The 22454-nt window shown below is 44.0% G+C and carries 16 protein-coding genes and 1 pseudogene; 7 read left to right on the top strand and 10 right to left on the bottom strand.

Annotated elements, in window-relative coordinates; all coding sequences use genetic code 11:
* Positions 1-267 precede the first annotated feature (267 nt).
* The gene (locus ON09_RS25195; RefSeq protein ID WP_157258952.1) at positions 268-435 is read left to right on the top strand and encodes a hypothetical protein; all 168 of its coding nucleotides are present in this window, start codon (positions 268-270) and stop codon (positions 433-435) included.
* Here the strand turns inward: ON09_RS25195 and ON09_RS24835 are convergent.
* The 3 genes from ON09_RS24835 to ON09_RS24270 all read right to left on the bottom strand — a co-directional run bounded on the left by ON09_RS24835 (position 432) and on the right by ON09_RS24270 (position 3712).
* Positions 432-1169: a LytR/AlgR family response regulator transcription factor gene (locus tag ON09_RS24835; protein ID WP_083837991.1), complete on the bottom strand. Its 738-nt coding sequence runs from the start codon at positions 1167-1169 to the stop codon at positions 432-434. The genes ON09_RS25195 and ON09_RS24835 overlap by 4 nt on opposite strands.
* Before the next feature lie 411 nt (positions 1170-1580).
* Complete coding sequence (locus ON09_RS13010; RefSeq protein ID WP_010601505.1) at positions 1581-2861, bottom strand: thioredoxin family protein; 1281 nt, start codon at positions 2859-2861, stop codon at positions 1581-1583.
* Between the two features lie 443 nt (positions 2862-3304).
* Positions 3305-3712, bottom strand: coding sequence for a hypothetical protein (locus ON09_RS24270; RefSeq protein ID WP_010601504.1), 408 nt, complete (start codon positions 3710-3712; stop codon positions 3305-3307).
* Positions 3713-4718: 1006 nt separating this feature from the next.
* On the opposite strand from ON09_RS24270, the gene ON09_RS13000 reads away from it, so the two are divergent.
* The 4 genes from ON09_RS13000 to ON09_RS12985 are packed head-to-tail and all read left to right on the top strand — an operon-like array spanning position 4719 to position 10794.
* Positions 4719-5693, top strand: coding sequence for a TlpA family protein disulfide reductase (locus ON09_RS13000; RefSeq protein WP_010601503.1), 975 nt, complete (start codon positions 4719-4721; stop codon positions 5691-5693).
* 46 nt (positions 5694-5739) lie between these two features.
* The gene (locus ON09_RS12995; RefSeq protein WP_010601502.1) at positions 5740-6225 is read left to right on the top strand and encodes a hypothetical protein; all 486 of its coding nucleotides are present in this window, start codon (positions 5740-5742) and stop codon (positions 6223-6225) included.
* 7 nt (positions 6226-6232) lie between these two features.
* Complete coding sequence (locus ON09_RS12990) at positions 6233-9436, top strand: SusC/RagA family TonB-linked outer membrane protein (protein ID WP_083837990.1); 3204 nt, start codon at positions 6233-6235, stop codon at positions 9434-9436.
* 11 nt (positions 9437-9447) lie between these two features.
* On the top strand, positions 9448-10794 hold the full coding sequence (locus ON09_RS12985; protein WP_158549853.1) for a RagB/SusD family nutrient uptake outer membrane protein: 1347 nt from the start codon (positions 9448-9450) through the stop codon (positions 10792-10794).
* 585 nt (positions 10795-11379) lie between these two features.
* Here the strand turns inward: ON09_RS12985 and ON09_RS12980 are convergent.
* Positions 11380-11820 (bottom strand): MauE/DoxX family redox-associated membrane protein, encoded by a 441-nt coding sequence (locus tag ON09_RS12980; protein ID WP_010601499.1) that lies wholly within the window; start codon positions 11818-11820, stop codon positions 11380-11382.
* A gap of 99 nt (positions 11821-11919) precedes the next feature.
* Entirely contained in the window at positions 11920-12639 is a 720-nt protein-coding gene (locus tag ON09_RS12975; RefSeq protein WP_010601498.1) for a Crp/Fnr family transcriptional regulator, read from the bottom strand.
* A gap of 185 nt (positions 12640-12824) precedes the next feature.
* Here ON09_RS12975 and ON09_RS12970 point away from each other — a divergent pair, with 185 nt between their 5' ends.
* Positions 12825-13061, top strand: a complete 237-nt coding sequence (locus tag ON09_RS12970; protein WP_010601497.1) for a hypothetical protein — start codon at positions 12825-12827, stop codon at positions 13059-13061.
* Position 13062: 1 nt separating this feature from the next.
* Here the strand turns inward: ON09_RS12970 and ON09_RS12965 are convergent, their stop codons facing one another.
* Positions 13063-14337, bottom strand: coding sequence for a hypothetical protein (locus ON09_RS12965; RefSeq protein WP_010601496.1), 1275 nt, complete (start codon positions 14335-14337; stop codon positions 13063-13065).
* 148 nt (positions 14338-14485) lie between these two features.
* On the opposite strand from ON09_RS12965, the gene ON09_RS12960 reads away from it, so the two are divergent.
* The gene (locus ON09_RS12960; protein ID WP_010601495.1) at positions 14486-14761 is read left to right on the top strand and encodes a helix-turn-helix transcriptional regulator; all 276 of its coding nucleotides are present in this window, start codon (positions 14486-14488) and stop codon (positions 14759-14761) included.
* Between the two features lie 927 nt (positions 14762-15688).
* On the opposite strand, the gene ON09_RS12950 is transcribed toward ON09_RS12960, so the two are convergent.
* From ON09_RS12950 to ON09_RS12935, 4 genes and pseudogenes are all read right to left on the bottom strand, one after another.
* The gene (locus ON09_RS12950; protein WP_010601493.1) at positions 15689-16276 is read right to left on the bottom strand and encodes a hypothetical protein; all 588 of its coding nucleotides are present in this window, start codon (positions 16274-16276) and stop codon (positions 15689-15691) included.
* A gap of 139 nt (positions 16277-16415) precedes the next feature.
* Positions 16416-18236 (bottom strand): hypothetical protein, encoded by a 1821-nt coding sequence (locus ON09_RS12945; RefSeq protein WP_010601492.1) that lies wholly within the window; start codon positions 18234-18236, stop codon positions 16416-16418.
* Between the two features lie 501 nt (positions 18237-18737).
* Entirely contained in the window at positions 18738-21968 is a 3231-nt protein-coding gene (locus tag ON09_RS12940) for an error-prone DNA polymerase (RefSeq protein ID WP_010601491.1), read from the bottom strand.
* Positions 21969-21978: 10 nt separating this feature from the next.
* Positions 21979-22454 (bottom strand): annotated as a pseudogene (locus ON09_RS12935) (DNA polymerase Y family protein); the annotation flags it as partial.

The raw sequence follows: 22454 nt of genomic DNA, 5'->3' as shown, positions 1-22454 counted from the left end.
ACGTACACACTCATCACGATTTTGGCATGGCTGTAGAATAGCAGGATGTTCACCACATAATGCAGCAGGTAATAAACCAGCCTTTCGAGGGAGCCTGATGCCAGAGCGATGGTAAAGGATTCATAGACCATAAATATCGTCCATCCGGCGAGGTGCCGGCGGAGGTTGTGCCAGAAATTTTTGGAGTTAAAAAAGGGTCTTGCGTAAGTCGTCATAGGCCTTGCGTAATAGGTTCTTTAATGGTTTTTCTTGGGGCTACTTTCCTCCATGAAACAATACAGCTACACTAAACTGAGCAGGAAAACGGTTTTTGTTTACCGCTCCAGGGAACACAAAAAAGGGATGAGTACGGATCCGACCGAAACCAGCATCACCATTATCGTAACGGGTACGGGCGTGGTTAACGGAAAGTCTCCATCCGCTGGAAAGCATTAATTTCTTTTGGATTTCCAGATGTTCTCCTTGATGAACTGTTGGAACCTGTCTTTATAGGGGCTGCTCATCGGGATGGGATGTTTGCCTAGATAAACGATGTTGCCTACAATACGCGTTACGTAGGAACCGTTTATCAGGTAAGATTTATGGACCCGGAAAAACTGGTCACCTCCGCAGAGTATCTCCGAGAGTTCGCTGATGGTCATGTAGATGGTGTGCCGCTCTTCTGCGGTAAAGACATCGACATAATTCCCGGCCGCCCGGATGTGGGTGACGGCAGATATTCCGATTGCGTCTATGATCCCGCGTGGACCGGGCCGGAAGAAGGCCAGGTCATCATAATTGAATTTCTTTATTTGCTTCACAAAACATTCTTTCAGTACCCTGTTGACGACTTTGGCGAAGGTTTCCAGTTCGATGGGCTTGAGCAGGAAATCCCTGGCGCGTACGTCGAAGGCTTTGAGGGCATAGCGATCGTGGGCGGTGGTGAAGATGATATTGGGTGATTGTGTCTGGAGGTTTTCTGCCAGCTGTATGCCGGATATTCCGGGCATGTCGATGTCGAGGAAAATCAGGTCGATGTTTTGGTCGTGGTTAAGTTCGCTGAGGGCGTGAAGGGGTTTGGTAAATGTTTTCAGTACATGGAGATTGGGGAATTCTTCGATGTGATCGGTGAGGATGGCAATAGCAGACCGATCGTCGTCAATGATGACGCAATTGTAGGTTTTTTTCATAAACAATAGGTCGGTTACCGCAAGTTAATAATTTTATACTCTTATTAGGAATACATAAATGTCACTAAATGATTACTTTAGCTCCAACAGTTCGATTTAGTTCAGATGATTGTTTGATTCTAGAATAGATTGCCCATTTCACTAGCAATAAATTTTCGCAAAGTTTTGTTTGCTGGCATGATAGAAATTGGCAAGAAGGGGCAACCATTTTGATTTGTCCGATATACATACATGTATCGATTTTTACTCGAAAAATTTTCAAGGTTCATTTTTGATTTTTTTGAAAAACTTCAATGTTATGGAAATTTGTATTAACATTTTTTATAACATAACTCTTGAACAAAATCTCGCTACTCACCTGAATCCTAATCTGGAAAAAAATAACTCATCTGTCCTCTAAAAAAGGCAATACTAGTTAGGTGATTTCATTTGTTTCAACTCTTTTTCGTATTGCGGGTTTGAGCTGCCGCTAAGTCTGATAGCTTTTTCCATCGACTGAATTGCCTCTTGCTTTTTTCCAACTTTAAATAAGAGATTGCTGTAGGTATTTATGAACCATGGTTTTTCAGAGTCTTGGGCTTCAAGCACCTTTTTAGACCAGTCAAGTGCAACTGGAAAATATGATGGGTCATCGCAGAATAACAAAACAGTCCTCGCATAGGTATCAAGCCTACCTAATTCAAAGCCTTTGCCAGACATTTTGATGTAATCATTAACTGCTTCAGTATAGCCTTTCCAATCTCTTTCCCATTGATAATACATTATTTTTGATTCGTTTAGAACCTCACTGGCATACTGGGGATATTTTGTTTTTAAATTTATATCGATGGCGTTCCAGTCGAAATTTTTATTGTTCTCACCCTGGTATTCATAGAAGCCTATCCCAAATATCTTCTTTATCCCATTTTTTTTCAAAAGAGGAAAAACCTCCTCTTCGAATACGATAGTCTTTACTAACTCTCCAGCTGTTCCTCTGCCCATGAGCGTGTCAACTAAGTCGGCATTCTTCACAAGTACAGGATAACCTATATCCGTAGTTTTGCTCGTTGAGCGTGTAATTAGTTTAATGTTTTTAGGCGTAAGTAAGTTTTCCTGTCTCGCTAAATATAAATTAGAATATATCGCCACATTTGCATAGTCTTTATTAGCTTGAGCGGATGTAGCTAGCGAGGAAAGAAATGATGTATCACGACGGCCGTTCTCAAATAAGCGTTTTAATGTTGCATATTGTGTTGCTGGCTTTAGTGCTTTTTCTGCATCCGATATGAACTGTTTGGGATTAAAGTTTGCAGAGATAGAATGAACCAGCTCTCCTTTGGTATTGAAAAATAGGTAAGAGGGATAGCTGTTAATTTTGTATGTCTTTTTTAGGTATTCAATATCATTATACCAGCTTTTGGTATTGTTGTTATCTTTTTTAGTTTTGTCGAATTGTACAGCGATATTAATAAAATTCTCATTAAAGAAATCACCCACATCTTTTTTAGTAAAGACATTAACCGCCATTTCTTTACAAGGAATGCACCACGTTGTATAAGCGTCAAGAAAAATTATTTTATTTTCTTTTTTAGATTTTTCTTTAATCTTAGTCCAGCTTGTTGCTTTCTCAAAATTAATACCTGATTGTTGCGAAACTGCATTCTGGAGGTTTATTATTACGATAAAAAAAACCGTGATTATTGGGAATTTCATAATTGAGGTATATAATGATAGGGTTAATGGCACTAAATCCACAGGTGAGTTTGTTTGATTTCAAAATTTGCCAGTGGGAATATTACTGAGTGTTAAAATACTCATCTATAATTGATAATCAAAAATTAATACAATTTGCTTGTTCTTAAGTTTTGTAGCAAAGATTAGGTCCCTTGTAGGAATTCCTGAGCTCTCATATACTGTCCCCGTGTCGTAAAAAAAACAATAATAAGGGTTCCCGTAGGTATCATATTCGAGAAGGAAGTAGCTAAGCGAAGTTGGTAGGGAGAATTCTTTTTTCATAATGCTTCATATTAGGATATGAAGCTGATAAGAATGATCAGGAAGCTAAATGGAATTAAAAATCAAGGCAAAAGCAAAAAAAACTATAGTGATCTGAGCGACGCTGTCAAAGGTTATATGTTTTTCATAATTAAGAAAATTTAAGATTTTAATTTTTCATAACCCTCAGCAAACGCCCTCAATCTCTTCACCAACTCGGGATTATTTACCTTAACACTCACTCCTCTTTTCTTGTCAAATTTTTCGACCTCATAAGGAATTCCTTCTTCTTTGTGCAATCTCTTCAGCTCTTGTTCTAAAGCCCTAGTCAAGCCTGTCTTTTTTCTTCCTTGACCGGCTATTAAATCTTTATTATCTACCTGTAACAATTCTCCGATTTCGTTTAAATTATGTTCGTTCGGCTGAGAGGTATTAGAATTCCAACTGCTAACCGTTGTATAGCTTACGTCTGTCCATAAAGAAAGCAGTCGGTTAGATGCACCCGCTTCCTTAGCGACTTCTTTAATCTGATTTATAGTTATAGCATCATCCGATTTTTTTCTACCCATTATGCGAAAAATAGTAGTTTAAAAATTTGCACTTAGTGCTAACTTTAATTATATTTGTTTATCAGTTATTTATAGCGACAAATAGAGTTAGGGAAACCTAGCTTGAACGATGTCCCTCATGCCAGAAATCCGTCAAACTTTCACATGAGCCGATCGTGAGTTCGCCTTATCTATTGAATTTTGCTATCTTCGTGATACTTTATTCAATAGGGCGAACCTCATGTTAGTCTTTTGTGGAACTTAAGCTTCGGCTTAAGAGGTTCTTGACGGTACCGCTGGCAAAAGCATTGAAGTTCGCCCTATTGGTATATCCAATATGGTTTCCTTTTGCTTGTTGAGTATGCATCGTTTTACATAAAATTACCGTTTATGAAAACGAAAAAATTAAGCTCCATCACGATGATTCACTTCCAAGAACTGGCTTCGGTTTATTCCCTAAAATTCTTTTTAAAGAACATTATTTGTTCCCCTTCGTAATAATGGGCTAAGAAATTCCGGGACAAAAAATAGCCGAAGAAAGGTGAGGCTGTTGTGTGATTGAGAGCACGCTTCAAATTCACTTGGTTAAATTTTGCCCGGGACCCAGCCTTTATGGCTTTTTAGTCCTGGTTCAATACTATGGTTATCGCAATTGCCAAGTTAAGCAACTTTTTCTAATTACCAATATGGTTTACTGTATCCGCGTGTTTTTTATGCGGTAAGGGCTGGTTTTTGCTTTAATTTTTCTGATTTGATTCTTTTTCTTGTTTATTTTTTAACATCTAATGAGGCATGGGCAGGTATGCGTGTTATCCTTTTGATCGGCTTTTTGCTTTGAAGCCTAAAAATCCGGTTTGAGCGGGTGGACTTGCGGGGGACCTGTAATAGGTTCTTTAATGATGATTCAATAATAATGATTGGGTTCTCCGTATTGTCTTTTTGTTTTACTTCTTTCTTTTTCTTTTTTCTTCTGGTCTAGGTTTTTCCTATCAGGGGAGGATGCTGATCAACTTAACCAAACTTTTTTATGAAAAAACTTACGATTCCTGTCGTGGTGGGACGGCTATGTCCTGGATTTTACGATGGTGTACTGATGATATTTACTTTTTTTTTGATGGTTCTGGCTTTTTCCGCAAACAGGGTCTCGGCGCAGGAGCGTCGGCCGGCTGATGAGTTAGGTGTCGGCCAGATGCTTCCTGATGATTTGTGGGATGTGCCTTTCAGTTCTTTAAGGGTTAGGGGTACTGGTGTTGTTGGAGGTGACGGTAGTGTTGTTGATGGTAGTGTTGTTGGTGGTAGTGGATTTGAGCCGTCGGTGTTTCGCTTGCGGGAGCTGAAGGGGCGGCTGATTATCCTGGATTTCTGGGCGACGTGGTGCGGGGGCTGTATTGCGGGTTTTCCCAAGGCAAAGAAGTTGCAGGAGCGTTTTGGGGATAAGGTTTCTTTTGTGCTGGTGAATAATGAGGATCCGGTGAAGGCGGAGCGTTTGCTTTCCCGGCGGCTTGCGGAGAACGGGGAGGTTTTCAGGTATGTTAATTCGGATACGCTGCTGAACAGGCTTTTTTTTAAACGGTTGATCCCGCATTATGTGTGGATTGACGGGGGTGGAAAGGTGATGGCGGTGACGGGTGGGGATGAGCTGACGGAGGAGAATATTGCTGGTACGCTTTCCGGCAGTGAGGGGGTGACGGGGATCCGGAATGTGCTGGATATTGACCGGAAGCTGCCGCTTTTCAGTTCGCCTGCTTTGCCTGGTTTAGGGCTGATGAAATATAGCCTGCTGACTAAAGGGAAAGTTTCGGGGCTTCCGAGTGGGTTTTTGTGGCGGAAGGATAAGGTCACCGGGCGGAATTCGGGTATGGCGATTACCAATCTGCCTTTCTGGTATATCTATAAGAAGTTGTTTGTTGAGTTTCTGATTAAACAGAAGGATTTCCATGGTTCGGACAGGCTAGTGTATGAAGGGAGGGATATGCATTTGTTGCAGGATACTTTTTTTTAATTATGAGTTTTCGGTTTCCGGGCCGCTGATCCCAAGGCTTGATTCAATGATGCTGGCGGACCTGAATACTTTTTCGCCTTTTCGGTTTGCTTTGGAAAAGAGAAGGGTGAGGTCGCTGTCGCTGGTGGTGGTGGACAGTCTTAAACTGCCCCGGGCGAAGTTGGGTATGAAGGTGATGGTGAGTGGCGTTGCTGGTGATTTTGGCGGTGCTGCGGAGGGCCGTGTCGGAGGTATTGGCGCTGCGGATGGCGGGGCGAAGCGGAGGAAGGTGCGGTTTGAAAAGGTGAGGTTAAGGGAGCTGGTTTACCTGCTGAAGGAAAAGGGTTTGATTTCGGATACGGTAGTGGACGGTACTTTTTCGGATGTGGTGGTTTCGCTGGAGCTTTGGGGGGCTGGACCTATGGGGGATGCAGGGGATTGGCTGTTATCGGGGTTGAACAGGCAGTTATCTCGGTTCGGGATGAGGCTTACTGAAGGATATTCGGTACTGAATTATGGGGTGATCAGGGATCAGGTGGTGAATTTAAATTAGGTAGGAAATGAAAAGGATATATATGTTTATGGTGCTGGCCTGGTGTTTGGCTTTAGGTGCAAAGGCCCAGCAGGTGGTTTTGGGAAGGATCATCAATAATAAGGATTCTGCTGTTATTGCAGATGGGTCTGTGGTGATCACTTCGACGGGTGATTTCAGGCGGGTGGTGTCTACGGGTGATAATGGTTATTTTTCAGTGGCTTTACCTCAGGGGCGGTACCGGGCTTTGGCCTCTTCGGTGGGTTATGCTTCCGGGATGCTGGATTTCTCGGTTCCTGTGAAGGGTTCACTGTTGATCGGGCTGGATGCTGCGGATAACCAGCTGATGGATGTGATGGTGAATACGGGATATCAGGTCTTGGATAGGACGCGTTCGACGGGTTCGTTTTCGAAGGTATCGAGTGAGCAGCTTAATCAGCAGGTGGGCAGGAACGTGCTGGACAGGCTGGAGGCGATTGGGAACGGGCTGAATGTGGACCGGGCGACGGGCACGGAAGGAAGGATTTCCATCCGGGGTTTAAGCACGATCAGGGGGCCGAAGGAGCCGCTGATTATTCTGGATGATTTCGCTTATTCGGGGGACTTGGGTAATATCAATCCGGATGACGTGGAAAGTATTACGGTGCTGAAGGATGCCTCAGCGGCATCGATCTGGGGCGCCAGGGCAGGTAATGGGGTGATTGTGATCACGACCAAGAAGTCGAGGCTCAATGCGCCGCTGGCAATTGACTTTAGTGCTGCGGTGGGGGTGCTGGAAAAACCTGACCTGGGTTATGAGCAGCGGATGAGCTCGGCTGATTTTTTAGGGGTGGAGGAGTTTTTGTTTGGAAAGGGTTATTATACCAGTGTGGTCAATTCGCTCTATAAGCAGCCACTGACACCTTTTGTGGAGCTGCTGTTACTGCATTCGGAGGGTAAGCTTTCGGGTGGCCAGCTGGCGGATTCCAAGGCAGCGTTTTCTTCTTTTGACGTATATGATGATTTTGACCGTTATGTGTATGATAAGGGGGTGAACCAGCAGTATTCGCTTCGCCTCTCCGGTAGCGGGGATCGCAACAGCTGGTCGGTTTCGGCGGGCTTTAACCGCAATATGGATAACTTAGGACTGATTGATAAGCGTTCCACGCTGCGTTTTTCCAATACCTTCAACATTTTAAAGAACCTGCAGCTGAGCAGCATATTCACCTATTCAGATGCCAGGGTTAAACGGGGCAGGCAGGGGATAGGGGAGATTGTGAGTTATTCCGGGCTTTATCCTTATGCCAGGTTTGCCGATGAGGCTGGGAACCCGCTTGCTATTGTAAAGCAATATCGCCGGACTTATTTATCTTCTCCTGCGACGGCAAGGTTATTGGACTGGTCTTATTATCCTTTGCTTGATTATACGCATACGGATAACTCCTCGGGCCTGAAGGACCTGAACGCGAACTTTGATTTGACTTACAGGCTGCCTTTTGGACTGAAGACGAGTTTAAAATACAGCATGGAGGAGCAGCGCGCATCCTCGGCGCTGCTTCAGGGCAGGGATGCTTACTATACGAGGGATTATATCAATTCCTTTACCCAGGTGCCTGCTTCAGGGGCGGTGGTTTATCCGGTGCCGGTTGGGGCAATCCTGGACAGCAGGGAAAGTACGCTGAAATCTGAGCAGTACAGGGGACAACTGGATTATTCTGGAAGCTGGAAAGAACACCAGGTTTCAGCGCTGGTGGGTTTTGAATGGAGAAGGGCGGTAACTGAGGGCAGTTCTTCGAGGGTATATGGTCTGGATACGGATAAGCTGAATGCCGGGCTGGTGGATTTTACCCGGCTGTACCCGAATTTTGTGAATGGGGGCAGTAGTTATATCCAGAACGGGACGAGTTTTGATTTGAAGCGTAATAACTTTATTTCCCAGTTCGCGAACCTGGCTTATACTTTCCGGGATGCTTTTACGGTTTCGGCGAGCGCAAGGGCGGATGCATCAAATGTGTTCGGGATTTCGACCAATAGCCGCTGGCGGCCATTGTGGTCGGCGGGGGTGGCTTGGGAGGTCACGAGGATGCCGTTTTTTAAATTTGACTTTGTTGATTTTCTGAAGCTGAGGGCGACTTACGGGATGAGCGGGAATGTGGACCCGGGTATGGTTGGGGTGAGTACGATCCGTTATCCCGGGATCTCTGCTTTTACGCAATCTCCTTATGCGGTTTTTGATAAATACAGCAATCCCGACCTGCGCTGGGAGAAGGTGGGAATGTTTAATGCAGGTGTGGATTTCAACCTGTGGAAGGGGAGGCTTTCGGGCAGTGTGGAATATTATTCCAAGCAGGCCGACGATTTGTTTGGCATGTTCCCCATCGACTATACGACCGGGGTAGGATCGGCGATCATCAAGAATGTAGCGAAGATCAAAGGAAATGGGTTGGATATCCAGTTGAACAGCAACAATCTTTCGGGAGGGTTTAAATGGCAGACCACTTTGAATTTTTCGGCCAATAAGGACCGGGTGGTAAACTATTATGTGCCCAATACGCTGGGGAGTAGCTTCCTGCAGTCCGGGGCAAGTGTCTCGGGGATCGAAGGGCTTCCGGTTTATGCTGTTTTTTCTTATCAATGGGCGGGCCTGGACCCGCTTACGGGCGATCCGATGGGTTTTGTCAACGGGGTGGCGAGCCGGGACTATAATGCTTTGACCGGACCTGCGACGCAGGTCGGGGATTTGAAGTATCATGGTTCGGCGCTGCCGAAGTATTTTGGTAACCTGGTGAATAATTTCAGCTATGCAGGGTTGACGCTTTCTGTTAGCCTGAGTTTCAAGTTTGATTATTATTTCAGGCGAAAGAGTATTGATTATACGAACCTTTTTGACTCCTGGAACGGGCATGCGGATTTCCAGCAGCGCTGGCGCTCGCCGGGCGATGAGCTGCAGACAAATGTGCCTTCGCTCGTATTTCCCAATCCTTCGGCCAGGGATGCTTTTTATAAGTATTCCGAGGTGCTGATTGAAAAAGGGGACCACATCCGCATCCAGTATATCAACCTGGATTATGCATTTGAAAAGAGGATGCTCGGCCCGCTCAAAATAAAAACGCTGAACCTTTTTGCAAATGTGGGTAACCTGGGGATTATCTACAGGGCGAATAAAAAGGGAATCGATCCGGAATATATCACCAGTGGCTTCAACCTTCCTCCGGGCAAGCTATTTTCATTTGGACTGAGGACTTCACTTTAATGCTTATTGTTATGAAAAGAATACCTATATCGTTTTTGCCACTGTTAATGGCTTATGTTATAATGGCAGCGGGCTGCAATAAACTGCTGGAAGAAAAATCGGATCAGAAACTGGCTGTTCCCAGTACAATAACGGATTTTCAGGCGCTGATGGATAATTTTACGGTGCTTAACAGTTCGGAGCCGATATCGCTGGAAATCAGCGCGGATGACTACTCCACGTCTGATGCGGACCTGGCGGGTTCGAGCGAGGCCCAGCGCCGGATGTACAGCTGGCAGAAGGATTATCTGTTTGCGCCGGCGAACAATGACTGGTCGACGACTTACAGGGCGGTTTATCATTGCGGCAGTGTGATCAGTGGATTGGAATCTTCCCAGATCCCGCGCGATGCGGCTTTCAGTAATGTGATGGGTCAGGCTTTGGTCTTTCGTGCTAAGTTTTACATGCAGGCGATGGCGGTCTGGGGAAAATCTTATTTGCTTTCTTCGGGACTGGATCCTGGTGTGCCGTTAAGGCCAAGCCTGAATTTTAATGAGGCTACGGTACGGGCGAGTCTGAAAGAGGGTTATGATCAAGCGATTGCGGGACTTAAGATGGCTGTGCCGCTTTTGCCTGTTAAATCCATACATCCTTACCGGCCCTCCAGGGCGGCGGCTTATGGCCTGCTGGCCCGGGCGATGTTGTACACGGGCAGGTATATGGAGGCGGGTTTGTATGCGGATTCCTGTATCAGGCTCAATGATCAGTTAATTGATTTCAATAAGTTAAACGCTGCGGACCGCTATCCATTTGTGCTTTTTAACAGTGAGGTGATTTTTGATACTTATGCGGCGCCGGGTGGTCCGGTGGTGAGTACGAGGGCAAGGGTTAACCCCCGGATTATAGAGGCTTATCAACCCAATGACTTGAGGAAAACCTTGTTTTTTACGCAGACGAATGGAAATTATTTCTTTAAGGGTACCTATCACCAGCCTTTGCTGTTTTTCGGTATTGCTACTGATGAAATGTACCTGATATTGGCGGAATGCCTGGTCAGGACTAATCAGGTACAGCGGGGTTTGGCCGTATTGGATAAGTTGCTGGTGAGCAGGTTTAAAACCGGGACTTACCGTCCGCTAGTGAGCACGGACGCTGAATTTGCGCTGCAGTTGGTCCTAGACGAGCGACGAAAGGAGCTGGTGATGAGGGGGCTCAGGTGGATAGATTTAAAGCGGCTCAATGCGCAAGGGGCTAACATCTTGGTTTCGCGGGGCTTTAATGGGCAGACGGTTTCACTTTTGCCGAATGATCTAAGGTATGCGCTTCCTATCCCGGAAGATATCATCCAGTTGTCGGGAATTCCGCAGAATGAGCGGTAGTGAAGAAGTCATAGCAGGCAAAGCTTGCCTGCTATGACATTTTTGTTTACGCTTTGTTTACGCTTTGTTTGCGCTTTTTTTTATTGCGCATCCCTGCGTTCCGGGGCATCACCATCGATTAAAGCGGCATTATTGCCATAGTTGGTCATAAAGTAGGTGTGCAATTTTGCTTCTGTATCCACGCTTTCCGGCGTGATGATGTAGCATGGCAAATCCGTATCGGATCCGCATTCGGTTGGGGAGGGCAAAGTCAGGGAGTATTTGGTTTGATCATTTGCTTCGCTAACCGAGTTGCCACGGAAATTCCACTGTTTATCAACTTTTGAGCTGTGGTTTACTGTTTTAAACGCACTGGTGGTAATGGTTAAGCCGAACCCTAATACGAGGGCTACCAGGCCAATATTGATTTTTTTAACATGGTGTGTGCTGCTTTGTTGCGAGAAAAAGCAGCTAAAAATTTTAATTACTGGTTACCGGAGTCCTCGTCCTTTGCTCCGGTGTGGTTGGTCAGCCTGGATGGACGGGCCGTTGATTGTATTTTTGCCCGATATGTGGACCTTGTCCCACGTCGAGCGGATTGATCGCTTACGGTGTCACGGCTGCCTCCTTTCTGTTTTGGTGGAACAATAGGTAGAGCACTAAAGACAGGATTGATATATTGACAATAAGATGTGCTTTCCAGCTCAGGGCGGCAATGATCCCGCCGCAACTGCAGGGGGCTGGGCCGAAGTAGCCCGCAATGACAAGCGCGACGTAAGCGGTGAAAACAGTGATTAATAAAAGGGAAAGGTATAAGCCCGGCACCCTGGTGCGGTTCCAGACCAAACTGAATGCGGTCAGTACCTCGAGTATGGGTATGCCAATGCTGATGGGTTCGGGGTGGCTTACTGATAAAAGCGTAATGACCTGTTTTTCAAATGCGGCCTGGTCGGTCAGTTTAGATAGGCCGGTATAGCTCCATAGCAGGATGAGCAGGGCATAGCCGAGGCTGATGAGGTGCTGCTTTTGGAAAGTGATCGGTTTCATAGCTGGAAATTTTAGTTGAAGTTCCGCTGATTCCGGATCTTTCCTGCTACTGATTGGGCACTTAATGTTGGGTATTATGCATATGGCGGGTGATTAATGTTACTTTCTCTTGGGATTGGCCCGAAGCCTGCTTAATGTTTTGGCATCGATCCCTAGGAAGCTGGCGATTTTTTTTTGTTCGCAGACCATGGCGATCTGTTTGTATTTACTTAGGAAACGGTTGTAGCGTTCGGCTCCATTCAGAACGCTAAGGTTGAGCTGGTGGTTAAACAGGTTTTGCTGGAAGGTTTGATGGTGTCCGGCCTGGACCTGGTGGAATTCCGGGAATAGTTTGTAAAGGTTGGGTATATGGGTTCCCGGAACCAGGAGGAGTTCGCTGTCTTCGAGGAATTCTATGAATAAGGTTGCATCGTGCTGAAGCGTGATCCCGGATGCAATAGATAGGAAATCATGGTACTGGTAAAAGAAAAGGGTGTGTTCTCGCTGGGCTTCATCTACGATATATATCCTTGCGCTGCCTTTGGCAAGCATGGTTGTGGGGTTGACGCTGAGTTGGTTGAGCGGCAGGGTTTGTTTGGCGGAAAACGTTTCTGATGTGATCACGAAGCTGATATAGGCGGATAGGCCGATGGATAAAGCTGTCCGGTTGCCGAGCTGGGTGAGATATTTTTCTTTGTCCATATTGTTTTTTGTATCAAAGAAAGCGTCTTTTTTGATCCTGTCAAGTTGCAATCCTGGCAACCCCTTGCAACCGTTGGAGCTTTTCTTTTTTTTAACTTGAAAAGATTGAAAAATGGCTATAGCTACTGCAGGATGCAAAATTTAGAAATAACAAAAGTTAAATGATTATAAACATTGCTAGTAGAATGTTTTAGAAAACCGTAAAATTCCGAACCATAAAGGGGAGGATAGAAGGTGGGCTTTGCTAATCTTTGGTTCTTTCTACCTTGTATTTTGGAGTTTTTGGTCACGCTTTAGCGGTGATAGCTTAACCTGCACTTTTTATGGAAAATAGTCCTCAGGATTTTAAAATGGGTTTCCTCAATACCCCGATCAGTAAGCTTCCGGTTACCGAGGTATTCATGTTGCGCAGCAAGCTTATGGGTTTTAGTAATCTAGCTGAGATCGTACAGACTGATCTGGTTAAACTTTCAAAGCATGAAGATTATTCCCAGAGATGGTACCTGGAACTAATTAATGTGCTTGGCCGTCATGGCCTGTTGCATTTGATTGCAAGATAAGTTAAGATTTCTGCTGGGCCCTGGCGAGCATTTCCGCCAGTTTGGCGGTCACTTTTGCGATTTCTTCCCTGGAATTAGCATAGTAGGCATTTTTGAAGCTTTTCTCTGATATTTTTTCCGTTTCCCTGGTGCGGTAATGCCCCACTGCGTATTCGTGCACTTTTTTCGGCCTGTTCTCTAAAATGATCCCGCATTCTACCTGCAAATGGATAAAGAAAGCCAGCTCTTTTACTGATAGGGAAGTTTTGAGGTGATCTTGTAGTGTACCCTGACCGTTTAGTTCTTCGGTGATTTTTTGAAGGTTCTTCATGTAGCTCATCTCCGAACGGATAAAGTCAAGCAATGAGCTTTTGATGCTGGGAAGGGATAAATGGAAGGGTTGAGCGCTAAATGGCTGAATCTGCTGAATGCTTTTTTTGCGCCAGAGGAGTTCCTGATAGCTTAAAGCGATGTTTTCGAAGTGGTCCCGCTCCTGGATAATGGAAGTGCAGCAATAATGGAAAAATGCCGGTGAATTGAACTCGTTTGCGATCAGTAGGTTGATATATCCTTGCTCATGATATTCTTCTTCTTTCTCGCTCAGTTCAAGCAGTTGATCCGTTAGTGTTTGGAGATAGGCAAGCTGGAAGTGTGTGGTGTTTAATTTTAGTAGATGTGGATAGGATAGGGTCATCTTAAGTAAATTAAGCAGACTTTTATCTGGGTTTTGACCAATGTTGGTTTCGATTTTAGCTAATTTGGTACCGAGCTGATCGGCATTTATTTCAAGTTCAGTCAACCCTGAAGGGTATGCGGTATTGAAATGGGTAGGGAAGTATGCTCTGATGGAAGCGCTGAGTGCCAGAATCTGCAGGGAAAAATCATAAAGCAATTTGGGTGTTTGCTGCGCTTGGGTTCGGGTGCCTGCTTTTATAGTTTCCAGGTTGAGGTGGATCTTGTTTTGTAGGATGGTCAGGGAATATTGATGACGAAGGATCATTGACCGCGTCGCGTCATCGAACATCTTGGAATGCAGCATCAGGGTGAGCACGCGGCTGCATTCATCCTTAAGTTCTTTTAGGATGTGCTGTCCTTGTTCGGAAACTTCTCCATCAGAATTTTTAGCGGTCTGGTAAAGTTCGTAGATCGGATCGAGCTGATAATCCATTGCTTTGAGGGTTGCTTGAGTATTGAAATTAGGCAAATGGGCTGTTAAAGGTTTTAATTTTACATCAAACCGGCTTTGAGTGATGCAGGGCTGGCTTTGACCTTGATGAAAGTGAAATAAATTTCTCATCCATGGGATTCCATACTACCTCTTTTAATCCTGTAAGGGATATCGACTGGGGTGGTGATGCTTCACCATCTGTTAGCCACTTGACCAGTATTCTTGTATGCCTAAAATTTGCATAGGTATTCTAAGTTTTAATTAAGACATATAAGACATGGGAAAGATTGACAAGCTGCTTGATGTTTTGGGAAAGATTTATGAGATTATTCAAATGATCTATACCATTAACTATGGAAAAGTTAATTTACCGGAGGATCAATTGTTGTCCAGACAGGAGGTGAAGGATTATTTGGGGATTAGCGAAAGCACTTATAAAAGGAAGGTGAAAAATGGTCAGCTGCATCCTTATAAGTTTCCAGGCGGGGACCGCTTTTACAAAAGTGAACTAAGGGAAGAGTTAAAGGAGAGTAAAAGGCGAGGTAGGGTTTAGCTTATAGGTTAAGGTTGCCCGGGGTCGAAAAACACAAGGGACCCCCCGTGGGACGAGGTTTTTTCAGAAGATTTTCGTCCCATTTTTTTGTTTCTAACCATGAAAGAAGGATCTTTGGGTTATTTAAGAAAAATAAAACTGAAAATCGAAATAAGAGCATACTATGACATCAGAAAAATTAGAAAAAGAACTTTTTGTTTCTTGTTTCGATTTCTTCAATATCTTAACCATAACCATCTTTGTGACCAATCCTATAGAAAACCTCCATGACCTTACTTACTGTTGTTGCGCCCTGGTGATTTCCAAAGAATAGGCTGGGTTCCGGACGGTCGCCATACCAGTTTTCTCCAACTGGGTAATCATTCTTATTGGGTTTTCCCGGTCAGGGAATCGTCGAGACAAGTTGACCCTTCTGATTGTTGAGTTCCGGCAGCTGGCTGACTGTTATGTAGTTAAGGGTTTCAGGCACCTTTGAAGAATAGCGAATCCGATATTGTCTAGTGATGACATATTTCGATCAATAAATTTTGATGTAATTGGCGATACATTTTATGCGCAGCATGCCGATAGTATTGGTAAATATTATTCGCTTATTAAATCATCCGAGATTGACGATTTTGGTGGTAGAAAGCCTGCAATGAATTATTGTTTTGTGTATTATGAGGGAAAAGAGCGCGACTCTATTGCTAAAGCTAAATTTAAAAATACTTAATCGGGATGAAACACGCATTTTAAAGACCTTAGTAGTAGTCGTAATACATTATAGCAGTAATTTGTTACTGCTATAATGTATTTATAGTTGTTTAAAAGATCCAAATGCTATCAGCACTATGTTAACTAAAGAATGAAAACTAAAAAAGGTAGTTTCATTTATTCACCTGTGCACTTTAAAGGATAAAAATTAAGGACTTTTATATTTGGAATTATTCAATTCTTCTCCTTCGGAGAATACTGCTGAAATCTCACAGCATCATATACATTATCTAGATGGTATAAAGAGGGCCTAGGTTGAGTAGCCCAATATTCCAAAGCCCACATAATGAATTCTATCGTATCTGTTTTATTACCATTTTCATCAATGTATGCCTTCATTTCCAATACGTGTTGTTGATTTATCTCGTCTTTGATAAATTTTTTTTGATTCACCGTTAAAGTTAAATGTGTGGAGAGGTACTTAACTGCGAGAGCCCATAATGGGCGATTTTTTATGTTGTATCCGTTGTAATCTTTTTCATCAATTATTGATAATCCTCTGAAGTCCTTGGGTAAGATTGTATCGTTATTACAGAATAAATAGTATTTAACAATTTTATAAAAATCTTTTCTATTGATTAAGCTTTGTCTTAAGTTTGAATTTGATTCCGTAATACTTAAATGCCTGTATTCAATCATATTTTGCTTTTCGTCTCTACTCTTTTGCTTTAATTCGGCATTAATATATCTTGAAAATGTTTTTTTGTTATTTTTTATCTGATCAATTTTATCTCTGTAAGTTGTTAATACTGAATCCCTCAAAAGTATATTCCCTTTAAATTTCTCATAGTCTATTTTTTTTTCAGTAAATCTTTTAAATCGATCTCCATTTGCCCTGAAGTTTCCTGAGCAAGGATATTGCTTGTGATTAAATGTAATGCAATGATCAAAATGAAATGTTTCATATACACAAATTTATTTTTTTTCGCCAATATATCCTTGAAGGATAAGTTGTCCCATTAATTTGAAAGCTTGGATCCGTTAGGCCATACGCTGCCGGAACATCCCTTGGATGATGTTCAATTATTTCATACGTTCCCATTTTGCTGCTTGCCTTAGTTGCGTAACCATCTTGATCCACTTGCACTACGATCGCTGAATGAGTGAAATCTAATTTTCCTTGGTAATTTTGGTAGTATGTTATTCGATCTCCAACATGTACTGGACCAGTTACAAGGTCAAAATCTGTACTCGTATTTATTCTTATGTTATAGACCCATTTTGGGTTGTCGTCATCTACGAGTGTGGCATATTGTAATCCATACCAGGCATAATAGTGGCAGTTAAATGCTTCTACGTTTGCTGTTTGTTGTCCATTGTTATATAAAAATCTTGGTGTGGTTTCAGTCAGGGAACTAAAATCAGCAGATCCGTCAGCAGCGGTAAAACTATTTCGTCTTGGCGTAGTTTGAGGGGCTTTATCCCTCGGTAGATAGTTTTGATATCTTATTGCATCGTAAACATTATCCAAATGAAATATGGAAATAGTTGAACCGGTTATCCATCTTTCGATAGACCATTTCGCAAAGGCTTGATTATTTGCGTTTGAGCCATTTACAGCAAGATAATTTACCAGCCGATCAGCATGTTTGTAGTGCGAGTCGAGAAATGAAATTTCTGTAGAGTTAAGCCCCAATGTACTAATCAAAGAGAGAATTTCGGAAGATCTTGTATAAGTTGTACCCTGAAAACTACCTCCATTATCTGTTGTTGTTGTCCCGACATTCCATGTTACTCCATTGCTCAAAATTATTGTTGAAATAACATTTGGGTTAGTATTGTTCGCAGCATCTGGACCATTGTTGCCAATGCTATAAAAGAACCCAGCAGTGAGTTCACTTGATGTAGTATTGGGGCTGAAATAGGTAATCATTAGAGCACCTTCAGGTGAATAAAATTGGACGATCTGCCCTTGGTATTGCATGCCATTTCTATAAACTGTCGACGAATACGATTTTGTGCCCATGCCTGTATTACGAAGATAAGCTTTATAAGGGAGAAAATTATCAGCACTTATAACACAATTTTTGCAATTTGGGTCTATGCCAAAATCTCCGTCCGGAGGTGTTCCTGTTGGGTTTTCACTACCTGTTCCACCTCCTCCAAACTCCCCAGTAGTACATGTTCTTCCGATGTACTCTTCCATTACCACAACCCATTCGCCATCCTGGAAACTTTTAGTTACCCAAGTCCAGTCTGTACATGCCACTCTGTTAGTTGTATTATTTGTATTTTGCGATTTGTCTTGTGACAATTGTTCAGGGTGACTAAATGCAACATCATAGAGTTGAGCTGTTGAACGTGTTGTTGTCTCAGTTTTTGTATTTCCAATGTAGCGGCTTCGATATTGATTATCCTTAAATGCGATTACGAGATATAGATTGCCACTTTGTTTAATTGTGCTGAAAATATTTGTTTCAACTGGAACAGTTATTACAATGGTACCGTCTCCCACCTCTGCTTTATTAGCTTTCTCCCATAGTGGATTTTCTTGCATTGTTATTGTTCCTATGCCATCTAGCTGTATAAAATTTTTCATTTCCCGAGCTTGATCATGATACCAATTTTGTGCTTTCATTAAATCAATATCGTCTTTATTTGTTATTAAGTTTTTTTGACAGGAGGTAAGAAAACAAAATGTCAAAGAAATTAAAACGATTGATAATTTTTTAAGATTGAAATGGATTTCAGGTTTACCTGATTTTATTTGAGATGATTTCATGTTAATTAGATTTCTGCAATAGTAACGGTTTATGGTGTCAGTTATTAGGGTGAAATCACCTTTTAAATTCTTGCAAGACACCTTAATTTGACCTTGATTTTTTGAGACAATAACTAAGAGGAAATTTTAAGTCTACTGGTAGATAATCGTTCTTCAAAATGGTTATCGGCCTGGAGATTTCGCTACCATTGATCAACTCATTTCGGAATTTTAGGTCAGTCTGTTTAGGTCTAGACTGACCAGTTCAACAATTTGATAATTAATATGCTACAAATGAGTCGTGTTTTTTCTTGGATTGGTCAATCCGCTACGGAAATACCTGGTCAATGAAGTCGAAATCTCCACCTTGAACTTAAGTAGACCTTGAATGGTACGGTTAGAGGACCTGCATGCCATGCCGTAGAATTGAGGTTCAAATATTCTCTCTTGCGCAGTTACCATAAGCTTCTCTTCTGGTCAAACTGCTTCACAGAGCTCATAAGTCTCATAATAGTAGGTTGATTATTTGAAATTCCTACCTCCATGAAATGCCTCTTTTGGCACGCCCTCACGAACCTGTGCTGGTTTATTGTGGGAAGGATAGGGCGCCGTTTTTTCATCGCCTCGAGCTAAGGTTAACACCGGCAGTTCATCGACTTCCCGCTGCACCAACTTGCCAAGCATCTTTGTAAAATCAAAGCACTTGCTTACGATCACGTGCACCACCTTTCCCTCTCGCTGCAAACGGCCTTCCACCATCAGCAGCCTTGCGTGCAATATTTCTTTGCGATAGGTTTCAAACAATTTTTCGAATACGACCAGATTAGAATACCCGCTTTCATCTTCAATGGTAATGAAACAAACCCCGCCCGCCGTGCCGGGACGCTGGCGCACCAGTACTAATCCCGCCACTTTGACTAATTGCCCATCCGTAGAGTCGTTGTTTATATGGTGGCAACTGCGGATATTGATCATATCCAGTTGCGGCCGCACAAAACTGACTGGATGTGCTTTGAGCGAAAGTCCAGTCGTTGCGTAATCCTGCACCACGTGTTCACCCTTTCCCATGAGTGGCAACTCGACCTGCGTTTCCAGCACACTCTCCGATGCCTGTCCCTTGAACAATTCCACTGGCATATCCTGCAAAGCCGAAACTTCCCATAGGGCCTTTCGACGATCCATTCCCATGGACCGAAAAGCATCTGCATCAGCCAGTCTTTCTAGTGCTGCGATTGAAACGCCAGCATCTCGTAGCGCAGTGATGCTTTTATATCCTTCGCCACGTCCATTCACTAGCGTATCGATATCATCGGCACGGATGCCGCTAATCTGCCGGAATCCCAAGCGCAGCGCAAAATATTTACCTGATTTTTCTTCAAGTTTATTATCCCACAGCGAATGGTTAACATCAACCTCTCGAACACCTACGGTATGTTTCTGCGCATCGATCACAATCTGCGCGGGCTGGTAAAAGCCCATCGGCATACTGTTAAGGAGTGCCGCTGCAAAAACATCCGGGTAATAATGTTTCAGCCAACATGACACGTATACCAGCAGCGCGAAACTTGCCGCATGGGATTCGGGAAAACCATAGCTTCCAAATCCCTCCAGCTGCCTGAATATCCGCTTTGCAAATTCTAAGGTATATCCTTTGGCTAGCATTCCATCGATGAGTTTTTGTTCGTACTGGTTGACCAGCCCTTTAAACTTGAACGTGGCCATGCTACGCCTTAGACCATCCGCTTCGGCCGGGGTAAATCCAGCTGCGACAATAGCGATCTTCATCGCCTGTTCCTGAAATAAAGGAACGCCCAACGTCCTTCCCAGGATTTCCTCGAGTTCCGGAGAGGGATAGACTACTTCCTCTTCGCCATTTCGCCTGCGCAGATAGGGATGTACCATATCTCCCTGTATCGGCCCTGGCCTTACAATGGCCACTTCGATTACCAGGTCATAAAATTCCCGCGGCTGTAATCGGGGAAGCATGGACATCTGTGCACGGCTCTCGATCTGAAACACGCCTAATGTATCGGCCAGACAGATCATGTCATAAACTTTAGGGTCATCCTGAGGGATATTGGCCAGGGTAAACTGCTTCCCGTAATGGTCCCGGCAAAGATCAAATGCCTTGCGTATGCAGGTAAGCATGCCAAGCGCCAGCACATCCACCTTTAAAAATCCCAGCGCATCGATATCATCTTTGTTCCACTCAATATTGGTGCGATCCTCCATCCGGGCATTAAGGATAGGGCACAGGTCGGTAAGCTTTCCCTGGGTAACGACGAATCCCCCAGTATGCTGGCCGAGCTGCCTCGGAAAGCCCATCATCTGAGAGGTAAGCTCCAGTGTTTTTTTAAGGAGTGGATCATTGGGATTAAGGCCCTGTTCAGTAACCCTTTTTCCCTCGAACCACTCATCGGTAAACTCCCAGATGGAACTCGACAACCTATTGATGGTATCCACTGAAAGCCCCATCGCTTTTCCAACATCACGGATTGCGCCCTTTTGATGTTGCTGGGTTACCGTAGCTACGATCGCCGCCCGGTCACGCCCATATTTATTATAGATATACTGGATGATTTCTTCCCTTCGCTCATGCTCAAAATCCACATCAATATCGGGGGGCTCGTTTCTGGCAGGAGAAATAAAGCGCTCAAAAAGCAGGTCGAACTTCATGGGATCAACAGAAGTGATTCCCAAAACGAAACATATTGCAGAATTGGCTGCCGAGCCACGGCCCTGGCAGAGGATCCCGCGTGACCTGGCTTCGCGCACAATATCCTCTACAAAAAGAAAATAATTGGCATAATCCATCTGCCTCACAAATTCCATTTCGTGCCGGATCATTTTGACCACTTTTTCAGGGATCTCTTCACCGTAAAAATCATGCGCCCCTTTCCAGGTCAGAAACTCCAGTTCCTCCATTGGACTTCTGCCGCTTTGATTGATTTCTTCGGGATAAACATATTTCAATTCATCCAATGAAAAATTACAGGCCTCGGCGATGACCATAGTGTTTTCAATCGCACTTGGGTACTTTCGAAACAGACGCTCCATTTCTGCCACCTCTTTCATGTAGCGCTCTGCATTCTGGTGCAAACGAAATCCTGCGTCCTGGATGGTACATTTCTCCCGCACGCATGTCAGTACATCCTGCAGTTCTCTACGCGAGGGGTCATGGTAATGTATATCGCCGGTAGCGACTACCGGAATCCCGTAAAAATCTGAAAGCTGCGACGTGCGAAAAATCAGCTTATCATCGTTTCCCATATAGGATCTGGTGGCCGCGAGATACAACTGCCCGTTCAGTGCCTGCTGGTATTCTGCAACGGCATTGATAAAACTCGCTTCGTATTCAAACCTGCGGTTAAGTTTTCCCGGCATCACCAGGCAGAAGATGATTCCCTTGCTATGCGCATAAACATCCGCCCTCGAAATATGGCAGGAACCTTTTTCTGCCCGCATATTGCCAAGGGTAAGCAGCGCGGACAATCTGCCGTATGCCTCCTTATCGGTTGGATAGGCTAGTAGACTTGGCCCATCGAGCAGATCAAGCCTGCAGGCTGGAATAAGCTTGACATTTTTTTCCCTGCATGCCGCATGGGCACGGACGATTCCGGCCAGGGTATTGCGGTCCGTGATGGCTATTTTTTGATAGCCAAATGCCTCTGCCTGTTCCACCAGCTCATGGGCATGGGAAGCCCCACGCAAGAAACTAAAATTTGATGTTACCTGTAATTCGCTATACGCCATAAATTATTTTTTATGCAAAAAATCCATGGATAAACCATTTGTATTTATTTTCCCCGCCATAGTGTCCAGAACGGAACAGCCAATAGCGGCCGCCCTGTTCATCCTCTACCTGGTAATAATCCCTGTGCTCTCCCTGGTCCAGCCACCATTCCCGTTCGATCCGCTCCGGGCCATCGGCTTTTGTAACCGTATGGCGCACACCCTTATAGATAAAAAACTTAGGGGGATGATCGGGGATAATGGCCATCACCTCTATCGCTACCGGGGTTTTGAGCAGTTCGGTAGGACGGGGCTTATCCAGCCGCCAAGGCGCATTTGGTTTTTCAGTGACCGAAGCCGCTTTGAGTATCGCTCTTTCCGGCCAATACCGTTTAGCGGGTAGATAACGGTGTATCACCTGCAACCCCACCTTTCCAGCGACGCGGTCAAGCAATTTGATCACACTCTGATCATCAAGGCCAGGCTTCGATGTCCACATCTCTTCCT

It is taken from the genome of Pedobacter agri PB92, from assembly GCF_000258495.1.
Taxonomy (GTDB): domain Bacteria; phylum Bacteroidota; class Bacteroidia; order Sphingobacteriales; family Sphingobacteriaceae; genus Pedobacter; species Pedobacter agri.
The sequence above is the reverse complement of the archived record's forward strand: the minus strand, read 5'-3'. Positions and strand labels throughout refer to the sequence as shown.

Coding starts and splice junctions, on each gene's coding strand:
- ON09_RS25195 (WP_157258952.1), top strand. CDS start 268: ATGAAACAATACAGCTACACTAAACTGAGCAGGAAAACGGTTTTTGTT.
- ON09_RS24835 (WP_083837991.1), bottom strand. CDS start 1,169: ATGAAAAAAACCTACAATTGCGTCATCATTGACGACGATCGGTCTGCT.
- ON09_RS13010 (WP_010601505.1), bottom strand. CDS start 2,861: ATGAAATTCCCAATAATCACGGTTTTTTTTATCGTAATAATAAACCTC.
- ON09_RS24270 (WP_010601504.1), bottom strand. CDS start 3,712: ATGGGTAGAAAAAAATCGGATGATGCTATAACTATAAATCAGATTAAA.
- ON09_RS13000 (WP_010601503.1), top strand. CDS start 4,719: ATGAAAAAACTTACGATTCCTGTCGTGGTGGGACGGCTATGTCCTGGA.
- ON09_RS12995 (WP_010601502.1), top strand. CDS start 5,740: ATGATGCTGGCGGACCTGAATACTTTTTCGCCTTTTCGGTTTGCTTTG.
- ON09_RS12990 (WP_083837990.1), top strand. CDS start 6,233: ATGAAAAGGATATATATGTTTATGGTGCTGGCCTGGTGTTTGGCTTTA.
- ON09_RS12985 (WP_158549853.1), top strand. CDS start 9,448: ATGAAAAGAATACCTATATCGTTTTTGCCACTGTTAATGGCTTATGTT.
- ON09_RS12980 (WP_010601499.1), bottom strand. CDS start 11,820: ATGAAACCGATCACTTTCCAAAAGCAGCACCTCATCAGCCTCGGCTAT.
- ON09_RS12970 (WP_010601497.1), top strand. CDS start 12,825: ATGGAAAATAGTCCTCAGGATTTTAAAATGGGTTTCCTCAATACCCCG.
- ON09_RS12965 (WP_010601496.1), bottom strand. CDS start 14,337: ATGAGAAATTTATTTCACTTTCATCAAGGTCAAAGCCAGCCCTGCATC.
- ON09_RS12960 (WP_010601495.1), top strand. CDS start 14,486: ATGGGAAAGATTGACAAGCTGCTTGATGTTTTGGGAAAGATTTATGAG.
- ON09_RS12945 (WP_010601492.1), bottom strand. CDS start 18,236: ATGAAATCATCTCAAATAAAATCAGGTAAACCTGAAATCCATTTCAAT.
- ON09_RS12940 (WP_010601491.1), bottom strand. CDS start 21,968: ATGGCGTATAGCGAATTACAGGTAACATCAAATTTTAGTTTCTTGCGT.